Here is a 15,081-nt window from a genome sequence, read left to right on the forward strand (position 1 = left end):
AGGGGATCTGGTGGCCTACCGGGTCGAGGGCGTTGTCCTGAAGGGGGTTTCGTGGAGCTGACGTATCGGGTCGAGGACGGAGCGCGGCTCGGGTCGCTGCTGTGGGAGTTCGGGCCGGGGTGGCGGATGATCTCGTCGGCGCTGCTGGGCGGGGGGATCGGGGAGCGTACGTGGGTGCTGAACGCGCAGGTCGTGGCGGGCTACTCGCGGATGGACCCGGTCGAGCACCTGCTCGATCTCGGGCCTGACGGCAGCGGGGTGGGGATGATGACCGCCGCCTCGGTGGAGCGTTACGCGCGGTCGGTGGACGGCGGCGCGGAGGTCGTGGCGACGGTCGGGTTACGCGTCCCCACCTGGGCGGCCGCCCCCGAGGGCGCCACCGACCCCGAACTGGCCCCGATGCTCGCCACCCCCGCGCCGCCCGTGGGGACGATCAACCTGATGGCCGTGGTGCCGGTCGCGATGACCGACGCCGCCCTGGTCAACGCCGTGATGACGATGACGGAGGCCAAGTCGCAGGCGCTGATCGAGGCGGGCTTCCCGTGCACCGGTACCGCCTCGGACGCCCTGTGCCTGGCCGTACGCGTTGAGGGGCAGCAGGAGCTCTTCGGCGGCCCGCGCTCGACCTGGGGCGCCCGCCTGGCCCGCGCCGTCCACTCCGCCGTCCACCAGGGCGCGGCCTCCTGGCGGCCCCGGAGCTAGGACGGTGGGCGTCCCACGACCGTCTCGATCTCCTGTGACGGTCTGCGGCTGCTGAGGTCCTTGTGGAGGAATACCCCCTCCGGGGGAAGGGCGGGGGCGGTCTGTGGTGGTCGGGGTCCGCACGGGGGATGCCCCGAGCGGACGTCCGCAGCCGCTGGATCAGCGGGTGAGGCCGTAGTCCTCCTGGGCGCCGCGTTCCGTGACGTGGCCCGCGTCGAGGTCGGCGAGCACCGCTTCGCGGTCCCGCTCGTACGGGGAGCCCATTCCGCCCCCGCCCGTCGTCTCCACCACGAACGCCTCACCCGCGGCGAACCGTACGTTGTTCACCTTCGACGCCAGTCGCTCGACCGTCCCGTCCAGGTGGCGCTTGAAGAAGCCGCCAACCCGTCCCGGCAGCCCGCCGTCGCGGCCCGGCGGGGCCAGGCGCAGCCGGTCGCCGCGCGTCGTGACGTGGCAATCCGCCAGGAACCGGTACACGGTCCGCGAGCCCAGCCCGCCGCGATGCCGTCCGGGGCCGCCGGAGTCCGGGATGGTCTCGATCGACTCCACGATCAGCGGGCAGCGGCTCTCCACCGGCTCCGCCTGCGGCACCGAGTTCCGGCCGATGCCGAAGTGCACGCCTGTCGCGTCCGGCCCGTCGAGCCCCCGCCGCGCGCCGACGCCGCCGAAGTCGTACGACAGGTGGATCCAGTACGGTGCCCCGACGGCCGCGATCGAGAACGGCTGGAGGATGCCGCTGGGCGCGATGGCCCGCTCCGGTACGGCATCCGACAGCGCTTGGAAGATGGCCTCCATGGCCGCGTAGATCGGCACGTACCGTCCACCGCACGGGTAGGGAGAGCGGGCGTTGAGCAGCGAGCCCTCCGGCAGCCGTACCTCGATCGCGCGCAGGCAGCCGTCGTTCATGGGAATCGTCGGATCGAGGAAGCAGCGCACCGCGAAGACGGCGGCGGCCAGCGACTGTGACGCGGACGCGTTGATCGCCGCCGGCACCTGCGCCCCGGTCCCGGCGAAGTCCACCACGGCCCGCATCTCGGGCACCTGAGGCTCGACGCGCCCGCCATCGGAGGAGTGGCGTTCCAGGGTGATGGCCACCCGGACATCATGCGATTTTTCGAGACTTATTCCGTCGTCGTCGATCGGGTACGACGCCTCGAAGCGGCCCTCCGGGAGGTCGGCCAGCGCGGTCCGCGTCCTGGCCTCCGTGTAGTCGAGGTAATCGTCGATCCCGCTCGCCAGCCCCGCCGCCCCGTACTCCGCCACCAGCGCCCCGACCCGGGCGGCCGCCACGGCGGTGCCCGCCACGAGCGCCCGTACGTCGCCCATGACCTTGTCCGGCGTACGGCTGTTGGCCCGCAGGATGGCCTCCACGGCCGGTTCCAGACCGGCGGAGGTGGCCAGCCGTACGGGAGGCAGCTGGAGCCCTTCGAGGAAGATGTCGGTGGCCAGCGGCGCCATGCCACCGGCGGACAGCCCGCCCAGGTCCGATACGTGGATCATGGTCGCGGCGAAGTACGCGGGCCGGTCCTCGACGAAGACGGGCCGGTAGACGAGCAGGTCGTTGGTGTGCACGCCGCCCCGGTAGGCGTCGTTGAGCACGTACACGTCACCGGGCCGCATCGTCTCCAGCGGCACGTCCCGGACGAGCTCCGGCAGGGCGACCTTGAGCGCCATGCTGTTCATGAGCGTGGTGGCCATGGAGTGCGCGATCAGCCGCCCGCGCGCGTCCAGGACGGCGGCGGACGCGTCGGACCCCTCCACGATGAACGTCGAGTACGCCGACCGCACGACGACGATGCTGGCCTCCTCGGCGGCGACCACCAGCGCGTTCCGCAGCACTTCGGCGGTCAGCACGTCACTCATGCGGCTCCCTGCTCAGATGTACGGCCCGCGCCGGGCCCAGCGTGGCGGTCCACCCGGGCGGCACCACGATCGTGGACTCGGCGTCCTCGATGATCCCCGGACCGGGCAGCACCGCCAGCGTGTCGCGGGTGTGCACCGGCACCTCGACATACCCGCCCACCTCGGCGAAGTACGCGGACCGCACTCCAAAAGGCCCCGAAGAAGCCACGGGGACGTCGGTGACCGCCGGGACCGGGGCGGCGGGCAGGGTGACGCGGACCCGGTAGCTGACGATCTCCACCTCGCCCCGCTGCGAGATCCCGTAGACCCGCTCGTACCGGTCGAAGAACCGCCCCTCCAGCTCCGTACGCGACGAGCTCCACGGCACGGTCAGATCATGCGACTGCCCCCGGAACCGTACGTCCACCGACCGCGAGACCCGCACCCCCGGATCGGACGGCGACACCCCGAGATCCTTCGCCGCCGCCCCGGCCAGCGAGTCGAACACCTCCGAGGGATCCCCGGCGTCCAGCCGCGACAGCACCCGGTCCGTCGACAGGTCGCCCACCAGCAGCCCGGCCGCCGACGCGACCCCGCAGTGGGCGGGCACCACCACGGTCCCGATCCCGAACCGCTCCGCCACCCGCGCCGCGTGCATCGGCCCGGCCCCGCCGAAGGCCACCAGCGCGTACCCCCGCGGATCGATCCCCCGCTGCACGGTCACCACGTGCACGGCCGCGGCCATCGAGGCGCTGACGATCTCGTGGACGGCATGCGCCGCCGCCGCTCTGGACACTCCGAGCGGCCCGGCCAGCCGCTCCAGCGCCTTGTCGGCGAGCGGCGCGGACAGCGGGATCGACGCCGATGTCAGGTAGCCGAGCACCAGGTTCGCGTCCGTGACCGTCGGCTCGGAGCCGCCCAGTCCGTAGCAGGCGGGCCCCGGGTCGGAGCCGGCCGAGTGCGGGCCGACGCGCAGCGCGCCGGCGGCGTCGAGCCAGGCGATGCTGCCGCCGCCCGCGCCCACCTCCGCCAGGTCGATGGCCGGGGTCTTGATCGGCACCCCGGTCCCGGCCCGACGCCCGCCGAAGCTGCCCTTGCCGCCGACGTGGAACTCGTGCGTGATCTCCGGCCGCCCGTCACGCACCACACAGGTCTTGGCCGTCGTCCCGCCCATGTCGAAGGAGATGACGTTCGCGAACCCGCTGCCCGCCGCCGCGAGCACCCCGGCCGCCGGGCCGGACTCGATCATGGCGACCGCCCGCCTGGCGGCCAGCTCGGCGGAGATCACGCCGCCGCTCGACTCCATCACGTGCACGGGCGCCTCCACACCCAGCGAGGCCAGCTGGTCGCGCAGCCTGGAGAGGTACGAGGCCATGATCGGTCCGATATAGGCGGACATGATGGTCGTCGTGGCCCGCTCGTACTCGCGGATCTCCGGCCAAACCTCGGACGAGACGACCACGTTCTCGACCGATTCGCGAAGGATCGCGGCCACCTGCCGCTCATGGCCGGGATTGGCGTAGGAGTGCATCAGGCACACCGCCGCCGACGTGATGCCCCGCCGCGCGATCTCCGCCGCCACCCGCCGTACGGACTCCAGATCGAGGGGCGTCAGTACGGCCCCGCGCGCCGACACCCGCTCCACCACCTCGAAGCAGTCGCCCGCGGCCACCGGCGGGGGCGGCGGGGTGAAGCGCAGGTCGTAGCGGTCCTCCTCGACCCGGGCGTACCGGCCCAGGGGGACGACCGAACGGAAGCCCTGGGTGGTGACGTAGGCCACCCGCACGCCCTTGCGTTCGAGCACGGCGTTGGTGGCCAGCGTGGTGGCGTGCACGACCCGGGTGACCGACGCGGGGTCCACGCCGGCGAGCACGCGTGTAACACCGTCCGTAATTCCGGCGATGGGGTCGTAGGGGGTGCTCAAACACTTGGCTACCGTTACCTCGCCCACATGACCGCGCAGGACCACGTCGGTGAAGGTACCGCCTACGTCGATGCCGATCGCGTAGCCCATTCCGGTACCGTAGACGTCCAAGCAAGCGCTTGTCTATGAGCACGTCTATTGACTTCCGGCAGGTGATTGAGACCCTTATTTCGATAACTGCGAAATTGGAGCGGAGATGGCACGTCTCACAGCTCTTGCCGGGGGTGTCGCGGCGACACTCGTCCTGCTTGCCCTGCCCGCGGCGGCGCACGAGCATCCCAGCGGGATCACCGACCTCGTCACCCCGGCCGTGGTTCGCGTGGAAGCCTCCTCGCACGTCGAGATCACTCTGCTCGATCACATAGGCGAGCTGATGCATGTGGAACGGTCCTACGATGTCCCCTTAGGCGTGGGAACGGGCATCGTGGTCAACCCCGAGGGCGCCATCGTCACCCTCACCCGCGTGGTCAAGACCGACAAGGACGTGGCGGTCTACGCGGCCAACAAGATCTTCGCCGAGCACCACAAAGTGAAGATCCCGATCGACTTCGAGCGGCACAAGGTCAAGGACGACCTGCTCGAGCACCACTTGAAAGAGTGCTACCCGCCCAAGACCAACGTGTCGACCTGCATCATCAACGTCACCACCAACGTCACGATATTTCCGAACGTCTCCCCGGCCGACCCCAAGGGCATCAAGGCCGACATCGTCAAGACCGGCCCGCAGCCCGACAGCCCCGCCGTCCTGATCCCCACGGGCCGGGCCGTCGGCAGCGTCGGCATGCCCACCGCGCCCCTCGCCGACAAGGTGCCCGACCAGCAGGGCTCGCCCACCAACGTGGCCGGGTTCACCGACCGGCCCGGCGCGAACGTCAAGGAGACGGTGGAGATCGCGCACCTGGGCAAAGGCGGCGGCGGACAGGACGCCGGCCGGAGCTTCGCCGATCCGGAGAAGAAGGTCGACGAGCCCGTGAAGCTCGGCGCCCTGGTCGATCGCGGCCTGCTCGGCGCGCCGGTCATCGGTGACAAGGACGGCCACGTCATCGGCATGCTGATCGGCGGCGGCAAGGAAGCCAGGATGATCGGCGTCAGGGAGATCCTCGCCGCGCTGGCCAAGGCCGGGGTCGCGCCGCGCCGTGGCGCCATCGACGCCGCCTTCGAGGCGGCGCTGACCCGCTACCACACCAAGTACTACACCGAGGCCGCGCCGGGCTTCCAGCGCGTGCTGGAGCTCTATCCCGGCAACGTGGTGGCGGCCAAGCTGCTGCAGACCTCCCTGCAGAAGCGGGGCGGCCCGGAGGACGCGGGCAGCAAGCAGGCCGTGGCACCGGCGCCCAGGAGCATGCCGCTGTGGCCGTTCATCGTCGCCGCCGGGGTGCTGTTCGTGGCCGCGGGCGCCGGGGCGTACCTGCTGTGGCGGCGCCGCCGTACTCCTGACGACCAACCTGAGCAGCCACCACCGCTGGTCGCGGCGGCAGCGGCGGCGGCCGCGGCCTCGTCGGTGTCGTCCGCGCCGACCTCACCGCCGGTGCCGCTCGACGAGGGCGCGAACCAGACCGTCGTGGTCCGCAGGTCGCAGCCCTTCCAGGTGATCCCGCAACAGAAGCAGGTGCTCACCGAGCAGGACCAGCCGTCGGTCAAATACTGCACCGCGTGCGGAATGCGGCTGGGGGCCGCGCACCGCTTCTGCGGCTACTGCGGCCACCCCATCGAGACGTGATGCCCGTGAACGACAGATCGCTCGTGGGCCAGGAGGTGGCCGGCTATTACATCGAGGACATCGTGGGCAAGGGCGGCATGGCCGTCGTCTACCTGGCACTCGATCCGAGGCTGAGCCGGCGGGTGGCGTTGAAGATCCTGAACCCGGTGCTCAGCGTCGACGACCGGTTCAGGCAGCGCTTCATCCTGGAGTCCCGGACGGTCGCCAGCATCGAGCACCCCAACATCATCCCGATCTACGAGGCGAACGCCGACGCCGACGGCGTGCTCTACATCGCCATGCGCTACGTCGACGGGCTCGATCTGCGCCGCCTCATCTACGACCGGGGGGCGCTGCCGATCGCGCAGGCGAACCAGATCATCTCCCAGGTGGCCGCCGCGCTCGACGCCGCGCACGCGCACGACCTGATCCACCGCGACGTGAAACCGGCCAACATCCTGCTGGCCGGGGATCACGTCTACCTGACCGACTTCGGCATCACCAAGCACCGTACGTCGATCTCCGGGCTGACCCAGACCGACCAGTTCATCGGCACGCCCCGCTACATGGCGCCCGAGCAGATCAACAAGGAGCACATCGACGGGCGGTGCGACCAGTACGCGCTGGCCTGCGTCGCCTACGAGGCGCTGTCAGGGCGGCTGCCGTTCCCGCGCGACAACGACATCGCGCTGCTATGGGCGCACCTGGCCGAGCAGCCCACGCCGCTGTCACAGGTCAGGCCGGAACTGCCGGTCGAGGTCGACGGTGTGATGATGCGGGCGCTGGCCAAGTCGCCCGAGCAGCGCTACCCGTCGTGCACCGCGTTCGTCACCGCGCTGCGCGACGCGATCAGCGGCCAGCCCGCCGCGCCGTCGCCCACCCCGTCGTCGGCGGTACGCCAGAGCCGGAAGGCGACCTCCGCCGGGTCCGGCGGCCCGAGCAAGCTGCCGCTCGTGGTGGCCACGGTGATCGCGGCCATCGCGGCGCTGTCGCTCGTCGTGCTGCTCGTCATGACCCAGAAGGGCGACTCCTGGGCCCGTTACCAGAGCACCACCGCCGCCCCGCTCACCTTCGAGTACCCGGCCGACTGGACCGTCAGGACACACGGCGACCTGTTCGTGGTGGCCTCGCCGCACGCCGCCGAGTTCGAGTCGATGTTCGTCTCCGGGGCGGCCGCGGACTGGACCGCGGTGAACGAGGTCATCACCGGCGACGCCGACAACGCCGTGGGCGTGTACGTGCAGGTCTCCGACGCGCTCAGCGCGAGCGCGACCGCCGCCCAGATGAAGGCCATGCTCGAAGGGCTGCTGCCCGGCGAGATCGTGGTGGACCAGCCCGTACCCGACCGCGCCGGCGACAGCGACGCCACCCGGTACGACGGCTCCCTGCGCGACCGCAACAGCGGCAACCGGCTCGGCTTCGTCAGCTACGTCATCGACCGCCGGCCCAAACCGCTGCTGGTGCTGTACTTCTGCGCCAAGAACCGCTGCGACGACGCCACCGAGGGCCGCGTCAGGCAGAGCGTCCACCTCTCCTGACATCTCACCATGCGGACAGGTTTGGCGGTTTTGGGCATCCCTATATGTATATTTTCCCGTAGAAGATGCTTATGGCGGGAGATATTTCATGCAGGCGTTCCCCAGGGTGCTGTTCGACGAGGCCCACAGCGAGTCGTGGACCATCCGGCGCGAGGTCGCCGAGGCCATCAACCCGGCCCACCCCGACGACAACAGCTACGCCCGCGCGGCCGAGCTGCTGCGGCGTCTGGGGCACACGGTGACGGCCCGTCAGACGGGACCGCTCGACGCGGGAACGCTCCAGGAGCAGGACGTGCTGGTCATCGCGCATCCGTCGGGGGAGCGGTGGGAACGCACCACGGGGCAGGGGAGCCCGGTGTTCTCCGCCGCCGAGCTGGACGCGGTGGCGGCGTTCGTCGCCGGTGGCGGCGGGTTGGTCGTGCTGGCGGAGGAGGAGCAGGACAAGTACGGCAACAACCTGGCCGAGTTGCTGGGCCGGTTCGGGGTGGGTGTGACGCACGCCACGGTGCGGGATCCCGGGCACGCTCACCGTGGGGTGGCGACCTGGGTGCTCGGCGAGCGCGCCACGAGTGACGGGGTGCTGGCCGGGGTCAAGACCGCCTGCTTCTACCGTTCCGGCGCGCTGACCCTTGCGGATTCTTTGGCGGACGCGGCGTCGGCCGACGCGGATTCGTCGGTGGACGCGACCGTGTTGTTCACCAGTTCCGGGAGTGCGGATCCGGCCGGGGCGCCGCTGGCGGTGGCGGTGCGGCACGGGCGCGGCCGGGTCGTGGTGTTCGCCGACTCGGACCTGTTCGGCGACGACTCGATCGAGGACTACGACCACCGCACCCTGTGGGGGAATGTGGTCACCTGGGCGGCCCGCGTGCCGGACGACGGCGCCACCGGCTCCCGGGACGAGCGGAAGGCGGGCCTGTTCGCCGCCCTCAAGGCGACGGTCGAAGAGCTCCGCCCGCTCCAGGTCAAGGACGGCTCGGTGCCCGCCGACAAGCCCCAGGCGAAGGCGCTGGTGGCTGCGATCGACAGCCAGCTAGCCGAAATATCGCCATATTTCCCGCAGGACGCCGCCTATCTGGCCGCCGTCCGCGCCGACCTGGCCAAGTGGAGCGCCCAGGATCTGGGCGTACCGGACTTCCTCGACTCCCTGGAGCTGTTCCACCCCGACACCCAGCGGGTGGACGGCCTGGAGCACCTCGTCGTGTTCCCCATGTACACCCAGAACGGCAACCCGAACCGCACCCTGGAGGCCGTCTGGCTCCGGACGATCTGGCCGGACTGGCTGGCCGAGCTGGAGTCGTCCGGCTACGACAACCCGATGTTCGTGCCGATCGCCTTCGAGGACTTCACCTCCGGCTACGACACCCACTCGGCCGTGCTCTTCCCGGAGACCGTCGCCGTACGTCAGGCACCCGAGCGGTTCACCTGGGGCGGCATCTTCGCCGACCGTGAGGCCGCCAGGTTCCGGCGGGTCGCCACGGCCGCCACGGCGACGCTCAAGCTCGACCTGCCGCCGGACGCGGCCCGGCTGCTGGAGTCGCAGCGGCTGGCCCAGGACACCTTCGTCATGTGGGACCTGATCCACGACCGTACCCACAGCCACGGTGACCTGCCGTTCGACCCGTTCATGATCAAGCAGCGCATGCCGTACTGGCTCTACTCGCTCGAAGAGCTGCGCTGCGACCTGACGGCGTTCGGCGAGGCCGTGCGGCTGGAGGAGAAGGGTGTGCCGCACGCGCGGTACGTCCAGCACGCCATCCTGTTCGACCGGCTGTTCCGCTTCCCGATCACCGGTGACCGGGTGCGCAACTACGACGGGCTCGGCGGGCAGCTGCTCTTCGCGTACCTGCACCGCAACGACGTGGTGCGGTGGACCGACAACCGGCTCACGGTCGACTGGGAGCGCGTGGCGGGCGGCGTCGCCGATCTGCGGGGCGAGGTCGAGAAGCTGTACCGGGACAGCATCGACCGGTCCAAGCTGGCGCACTGGCTGGCCGCGTACGAGCTGGTGAGCGGGTACGTCGAACCGAGCCCCGGATCGACGTGGGCCAAGGGGATCCAGGCGCTGCCGGAGGAGCAGAAGGCCAAGGTGGACGCGGTGCTGCCGGACGAGTTCCCACTGAGCATGTTCTATGAGGCACTGCGCCGTAAGCTGGCCGAAGTGGTCGAATCGACTAGGGGGATCCGGGCATGATCATTCTGGTTACGGGTGCCGGTGGCCCCACGGGTCAGGCCGTCTCCGGATTTTTCCGGAAAAATGGGCACACTGTGATCGGGGTCGGCAGGGACGACGTCGACCTTCTCGACCGCGCGGCCGTACAAGCGCTCGCGGACCGGATCTCCACCGAGCACGGCCACGTCGACGGGGTAGTGCACCTGGTCGGCGGCTGGCGCGGCGCGAAGTCGTTCGCCGAGACCGACCTCGACGACTGGGACACCCTGCACGACCTGCTGATCCGCACGCTCCAGCACGTCTCGCTGGCCTTCGAGCCGCTGCTGCGCAAGAGCCAGAACGGCCGTTTCGTGATCGTCTCCGCCAAGGCGGCCCAGCACCCCACGGCGGGCGGCGCTCCGTACGCCGCCGCCAAGGCGGCCGCGGAGGCGTGGACCCTGGCCCTGGCCGACGCACTGAAGGACACCCATAGCGCGGCGGTCATCTTGGTCATCAAGGCCCTGGTGAACGACGCCATGCGCGCTGCCAAGCCGGACGCCCGTTTCACCGGCTTCACCGACGTCAATACGCTGGCAGAGGCGATCGGCGACCTCTACGACCGGCCCGCCGCGCAGCTCAACGGCACCAGATTGGACCTCACTCAGTGATTGCCCGGCACGACCCGCAGCTCAAGAGCTTCGCCAGCGACAACTACGCGGGGGTACACCCGGAGATCCTGCGTGCCATCGCCGACGCCAACGGCGGCCACCAGATCGCCTACGGCGACGACGTCTATACCGAGGCCCTGCTGAACGTCTTCCAGCGGCACTTCGGTGAGCGGGCCCAGGTCTGGCCGGTGTTCAACGGCACCGCCGCGAACGTCGTCTCCCTGCGCGCCATGACCGCCCAGTGGGAGGCGGTCATCTGCGCCGAGACCGCCCACATCCACACCGACGAGGGCGGCGCGCCGGAGGTCGTGGGCGGCATCAAGCTGCTGACCGTACCCACGCCCGACGGCAAGCTCACCCCGGAGCTGATCGACCGCCAGGCCTGGGGGTTCGGCGACGTCCACCGCGCCCAGCCCCGCGTCGTGTCCATCTCCAACACCACCGAACTCGGCACCCTCTACACCCCCGAGGAGATCGCGGCCGTCTGCGCCCACGCGCACGAGCGCGGCCTCCTCGTCCACCTCGACGGCTCCCGGCTCACGAACGCCGCCGCCGCTCTCGACGTCCCGCTGCGGGCGCTGACCACCGACGCGGGCGTCGACGTCCTCTCCTTCGGCGGCACCAAGATCGGCCTGCTGTACGGCGAGGCGGTCGTGGTGCTCAACCCCGAGGCGGCCGGCGGCATCGACTACATCCGCAAGACGTTCATGCAGCTGTCGTCGAAGATGCGGTTCGTGTCCGCCCAGTTCGAGGCGCTGCTCTCCGGCGACCTGTGGCTGCGCAACGCCCGCCAGGCCAACGCCATGGGACAGCGACTGGCGGCGGCGGTCCGCGACATCCCCGGCGTCGAGGTGCCGCGCCCGGTGGAGGCGAACGCGGTGTTCGCGGTGCTGCCGCGTGAGGTGACGGAGCGGCTGCAGAAGCGGTTCCGGTTCTACACCTGGAACGAGGCGACGGGGGAGGTGCGGTGGATGTGCGCCTTCGACACCACCGAAGCGGACGTGGACGCCTTCGCGGCCGCGATCCGGGAGGAGATGGGCTGACTCTTTGGGCCCTCAGGGCTCTTTGGGCTTGCCGGCTCTCAGGGCTTAGGGCGCTCAGTCGGTGAGTGCGAGGCGGGCGGCCTGCCAGCCGCCCATGCCGTGCACGGCCGCCCCGGGTGGCGTGGCCGCCGAGCAGAGGAACACCCCCGGCAGCGGCGTCCGCCAGGGCGCCGCCGACCACACCGGCCGCCTGACGAACTGCCCCAGGCTCGCCAGCCCGCCCCCGATGTCGCCGCCCACCAGGTTGGGGTTGGCCGCCTCCAGCTCGGCGGGCCCCATCGCGTGCCTGGCCAGCACTCGGTCGCGGAACCCCGGCGCGAACCGTTCGATCTGCCCCTCGATGGCGTCCGTCATGTCGGCCCTGGACCCGTTCGGCACATGGCAGTAGGCCCACAACGTGTGCCCGCCCCGGCTGTCGTCGGCCGCGTACGGCTGCACGAGCAGCACGTACGGCCGCGGTGAGTGCCGCCCGTGGGCCATCTCGGCCTCGCTGAGCGCGATCTCCTCCAGCGTGCCCCCGAGGTGTACCGTCCCGGCCGCCGCCACCGCCGGATCCCGCCACGGCACGGGTCCGTCGAGTGCCCAGTCCAGCTTGAACACCCCTGGCCCGTACCGATAGCGCTCCAGCCCCCTGCGATACCCGGCCGGCAGCTCGGCCATCGTCAGGAACTGCCGGGGGGTCACGTCGAGCACCACCGTCTCGGCGTCCAGCTCCCGCAGGTGACGTACCCGATGCCCGGTGACCGCCTCCCCGCCCAGCGCCCTGAGCCTGGCCACCAGGGCGTCGGCCAGGACCTGCGACCCGCCCTTCACCACCGGCCACCCCACCAGGTGCGCCAGGGCCGCCAGGAGCAGGCCGTACCCGCTCGTCATGGGCGAGCGCAGGTCGAGCATCGAGTGGGCGGCCATGCCCGCGAGCACCGCCCGCCCCTCGACGGTCCGGAACGCCCGCCGCCCGAGTGTCGTGGCCGGCAATGCCGCCGCCACCCCGAACCTGGCCGCCTGCGCGAACACCCGCGGCCGTGGCTTCCAGGGCCCGAGCGGCTTGAGCAGCAGATCGACCAGCGGCAACCCGGCCCGCGCCGCCGCCCCCACCGTCCGCTCCCACACCGCCGCATCCTGCCCCAAACCGGCCGCGGTACGGCGGGCATCACGGTGCACGAGCACGGCGGGCCGATCGTCGAGCGGATGAGCGGCGACCACAGCGGGATGCACGAACTCCACCGAACCGACCTCGCCCCCACGGAGATCGGACTCTTTGGGGCCGGATCCACTGGCACTGATCCCGAGCTCTCTGAAGACGGGTGAGGCCAACGCCATCGCCATCACGGTCGCACCCAGGTCGTGCACCCGCCCGGGCAGCGTCACCTCCGCCGACCGCAGCCCCCCGCCGAACTGATCGGCCGCCTCCAGCAGCAGCACCTCACGCCCGGCCTGAGCCAGCAGCACGGCGGCGACCAGCCCGTTCGGCCCGGACCCCACCACAACGGCGTCGGCACTCACCTCAGGCCCGCCTCAATCCATGGCGCCTGGCGCTCACTTCAGGATCGTCGGGTACGGCTGCGCGCCGCGCTGCTTGAGCATCTCGGTCATGAGCTTGATCTCGCCGGTCTGCCCATCGATGATCTTCTGCGCCATGTTGACCACCTCGTCCCGCGTGGACAGCTTCAGCAGACCCTCGGCCATCTGCACGCCGCCCTCGTGGTGGCGGATCATCAGCTGCAGGAAGAGCACCTCGGCAGCCGTACCTTGCAGCTCCTTGAGCTTGGTCAGCTGATCCGGCGAGGCCATGCCCGGCATCGCCCCGCCCACGGGAACGGCCGCGGGGGCGGCCGACGTGCCCGACCCACTGTGCCCGTGCCCGGCCATCCAGGCCATCGGCCGGCGGTCGGTGGCCTGGTCGAGCTCCCATTGCTGCAACCACCCCTGGAACATGCCCCGCTGGTTGGACTGGGTGGTGATGATGTCGTAGGCCAGGTTTCTGATGTCCTTGGACTGCGTCTTGTCCCTGATCGTGAACGACATGTCGACGGCCTGCGCGTGATGCGTGGCCATGTCGCGAGCGAATCCGGCCTCCGCCGAGGCGTCGCCGGGAGTGCCGCTCCGACCCCATACGAGGAAGATCACCGCTCCGGCGAGTACGAGCACGGCGCAGGCGATGAGCAGTGAGTTCTTGGCGGGCTTTTCCATGGCTCGTCCAGCGTACCCATCTCATCGCCGAGACGAGTCCGGACACTTAAGACGCTCTTATTCTCCGCATACTGCACTAGGGCATAGGGTGACCCGGAGTTGGCATGCCGATGGAGGAACGATGACGAAGGAGAAGGCGCAGGCGCGGCGCGAGCATCTGCAGAAGATGCGAGCGCAGCAGAAGAGCAAGGAGCGCCGCGCCGCGCTGTTGATGTGGGGGGCAGGCGGACTCGTCATCGTGCTGCTCGTCGGAGTGGTCGGTTTCTACTTGGTCAAGCAGGCCAAAGAGACATCATTGGGGGATGTGGCCAACTACAAGTACGAGGCGGGCCAGCACGTCTGGAACACGGTCACGTACAAGGAGACCCCGCCGGTCGGCGGCCAGCACAACAACTACTGGCAGCAGTGCGCGGTCTACGACAAGCCGATCCACAACGAGCACGCCGTCCACTCGCTGGAGCACGGCGCCCTGTGGATCACGTACCGCCCCGACCTGCCGAAGGCGCAGGTCGACGCACTGAAGAAGACGGCCACCTCGACGGGGCAGCAGGACTACATGCTGGTCAGTCCGTACCCGAACCTGCCCGCTCCGGTCGTGGCATCGTCCTGGGGCCACCAGCTGAAGCTCGACAAGGCCGACGACCCGAAGCTCGCGGCGTTCATCAAGAAGTACCAGAACGGCCCGGACACCCCTGAAGCCGGCGCCATCTGCGGCGGCCCCGACGCCATCACCACGACGGCAGACCAGGCCCCCCTCCCACCGGAGCCCAAAGGCCAGGCCAGCCAGCCCCCCACGGAAATGATCAGCCCCACCAACAAGTAACTCCAAGCTCGGGCCTCCCTGGCGGTCGGGCGGCGGCCTCCCAGGGGGCTCCGCCCCCTTCGACCCCCGAAAAGCATGGTCTTCGCTCTCCGCTCAGGCTGCCTTCTCGGGGGCTCCGCCTTTCGGCGGGGGCCTGCCGGTCCCCGCTACCCCCGGACGCGATCCCGTCGCGGCTGTCAGACGCGGGGGCACAGGCTGCTGGACTGTCGGCCCGGTGGGGGGTGATGACGTCTACGGCCAGGACCCGCGCCTACGCGGCCTGCTGGAGCAATGCGGGGTCGGCTACGTGCTGGCGATCGCGGGCAACCGGCAGGTGAAGCCGGATGGAACCGACAGCAGCGCCGCCGATTCGCCGTCGGGGTGGCCGATCGGAACTGGCACCGCTACCGCGCCGGCCATGGCGCCATAGGCTCGCGTTGGTATGCCTGGGTCTGGGCGCATCGATGAAACCACCGCCGAGGGATACCGGTGGCTGCTGATCCGCCGCAATCTGACCACCGGTG

General features: G+C 70.4%; 12 protein-coding genes. 8 read left to right on the forward strand and 4 right to left on the reverse strand.

Annotation, left to right across the window (positions count from 1 at the left end; genetic code table 11):
* Positions 1 to 51: 51 nt before the first annotated feature.
* Positions 52 to 702, forward strand: coding sequence for an adenosylcobinamide amidohydrolase (locus tag ACGFJ2_RS23570; RefSeq protein WP_357960099.1), 651 nt, complete (start codon positions 52 to 54; stop codon positions 700 to 702).
* Positions 703 to 861: 159 nt separating this feature from the next.
* On the opposite strand, the gene ACGFJ2_RS23575 is transcribed toward ACGFJ2_RS23570, so the two are convergent.
* Positions 862 to 2,565: a hydantoinase B/oxoprolinase family protein gene (locus tag ACGFJ2_RS23575; protein ID WP_393471545.1), complete on the reverse strand. Its 1,704-nt coding sequence runs from the start codon at positions 2,563 to 2,565 to the stop codon at positions 862 to 864.
* A complete protein-coding gene (locus ACGFJ2_RS23580) occupies positions 2,558 to 4,558 on the reverse strand; it encodes a hydantoinase/oxoprolinase family protein (RefSeq protein WP_393471548.1) in 2,001 nt (666 codons plus the stop codon). Before ACGFJ2_RS23580 ends, ACGFJ2_RS23575 begins: the two co-directional genes overlap by 8 nt.
* A 106-nt stretch (positions 4,559 to 4,664) precedes the next feature.
* Here ACGFJ2_RS23580 and ACGFJ2_RS23585 point away from each other — a divergent pair, with 106 nt between their 5' ends.
* The 5 genes from ACGFJ2_RS23585 (at position 4,665) to ACGFJ2_RS23605 (ending at position 11,565) form a co-directional block, all read left to right on the forward strand.
* Positions 4,665 to 6,188: a hypothetical protein gene (locus ACGFJ2_RS23585; protein WP_393471551.1), complete on the forward strand. Its 1,524-nt coding sequence runs from the start codon at positions 4,665 to 4,667 to the stop codon at positions 6,186 to 6,188.
* Positions 6,188 to 7,705: a serine/threonine-protein kinase gene (locus ACGFJ2_RS23590; RefSeq protein ID WP_357960110.1), complete on the forward strand. Its 1,518-nt coding sequence runs from the start codon at positions 6,188 to 6,190 to the stop codon at positions 7,703 to 7,705. Before ACGFJ2_RS23585 ends, ACGFJ2_RS23590 begins: the two co-directional genes overlap by 1 nt.
* Positions 7,706 to 7,793: 88 nt before the next feature.
* Positions 7,794 to 9,896: a DUF6421 family protein gene (locus ACGFJ2_RS23595; protein WP_393471554.1), complete on the forward strand. Its 2,103-nt coding sequence runs from the start codon at positions 7,794 to 7,796 to the stop codon at positions 9,894 to 9,896.
* Positions 9,893 to 10,522 carry an SDR family NAD(P)-dependent oxidoreductase gene (locus ACGFJ2_RS23600; RefSeq protein WP_357960116.1) on the forward strand — a complete coding sequence of 210 codons (630 nt, stop codon included), beginning with the start codon at positions 9,893 to 9,895 and terminating at the stop codon, positions 10,520 to 10,522. Before ACGFJ2_RS23595 ends, ACGFJ2_RS23600 begins: the two co-directional genes overlap by 4 nt.
* Positions 10,519 to 11,565, forward strand: coding sequence for a threonine aldolase family protein (locus tag ACGFJ2_RS23605; protein ID WP_393471558.1), 1,047 nt, complete (start codon positions 10,519 to 10,521; stop codon positions 11,563 to 11,565). The genes ACGFJ2_RS23600 and ACGFJ2_RS23605 overlap by 4 nt, the downstream gene beginning before the upstream one ends.
* 54 nt (positions 11,566 to 11,619) lie before the next feature.
* Here the strand turns inward: ACGFJ2_RS23605 and ACGFJ2_RS23610 are convergent, their stop codons facing one another.
* Positions 11,620 to 13,068 carry a phytoene desaturase family protein gene (locus ACGFJ2_RS23610; RefSeq protein WP_393471561.1) on the reverse strand — a complete coding sequence of 483 codons (1,449 nt, stop codon included), beginning with the start codon at positions 13,066 to 13,068 and terminating at the stop codon, positions 11,620 to 11,622.
* A gap of 33 nt (positions 13,069 to 13,101) precedes the next feature.
* Entirely contained in the window at positions 13,102 to 13,755 is a 654-nt protein-coding gene (locus ACGFJ2_RS23615; RefSeq protein ID WP_357960125.1) for a DUF305 domain-containing protein, read from the reverse strand.
* Positions 13,756 to 13,876: 121 nt separating this feature from the next.
* On the opposite strand from ACGFJ2_RS23615, the gene ACGFJ2_RS23620 reads away from it, so the two are divergent.
* Complete coding sequence (locus ACGFJ2_RS23620; protein WP_393471564.1) at positions 13,877 to 14,578, forward strand: DUF3105 domain-containing protein; 702 nt, start codon at positions 13,877 to 13,879, stop codon at positions 14,576 to 14,578.
* Between the two features lie 214 nt (positions 14,579 to 14,792).
* Complete coding sequence (locus ACGFJ2_RS23625; protein ID WP_357960130.1) at positions 14,793 to 14,987, forward strand: hypothetical protein; 195 nt, start codon at positions 14,793 to 14,795, stop codon at positions 14,985 to 14,987.
* Positions 14,988 to 15,081 lie beyond the last annotated feature (94 nt).

It is taken from the genome of Nonomuraea sp. NPDC049028 (genome assembly GCF_043197735.1).
Taxonomy (GTDB): Bacteria; Actinomycetota; Actinomycetes; order Streptosporangiales; family Streptosporangiaceae; genus Nonomuraea.